A 535-nucleotide genomic window follows, 5' to 3' on the forward strand; every position below is an offset into this window, starting at 1 on the left:
CTCGACGACCTCGCCGCCCCCGCGCTGCAGGTCGCCGAGGTGCTCGCGGTGCTGCCCGAGCCCACCACCGCCGCGGCCGTCACCCGCGCCCGGGGCGCCAAGGCGGGCCCGGAGCTGGCGCTGCTGCGGGAGCGGGCCCTGGTGTGGGGCACCGACCGGCGGCTGCACGTGGTGCAGGCCGTGCGCGACGTGCTGGGCCCGCACCCGGCGGGGCTCGGGCCACCGCTGGCCGAGGCGCTGGGGCGGCGCTCCCCGCAGCGGCTGGCGGAGCTGCTGGAGGACCTGGGCCTGCCCGGGGCGGGTGACCCGGACGCGGCGCTGGCCGCGCTGGGTGCGCACCTGGGCCGGGCCGACGTCGTGGCGTCGCTGCTGGACGCCGCCCCCGAGGGGGTGCGCGCCGTGCTGGAGAAGCTGACGTGGGGGCCGCCGGTGGGGTCGGTGGCGCAGGCCGAGCGCGCGGTGCGGGCGGCCACCTCGGCGGGCCCGGTGGACTGGCTGCTGGCCCACGGGCTGCTGGCGGTGGCCGGCGCGGGCA

1 pseudogene is annotated in these 535 nt (G+C 81.9%); it reads left to right on the top strand.

The features are described 5' to 3' along the window. Positions 1-535: pseudogene (locus ABEB16_RS22545) on the top strand (DNA-binding protein); the annotation flags it as partial.

It is taken from the genome of Kineococcus glutinatus (genome assembly GCF_039542765.1).
In the GTDB taxonomy this organism is placed as follows: domain Bacteria; phylum Actinomycetota; class Actinomycetes; order Actinomycetales; family Kineococcaceae; genus Kineococcus_A; species Kineococcus_A glutinatus.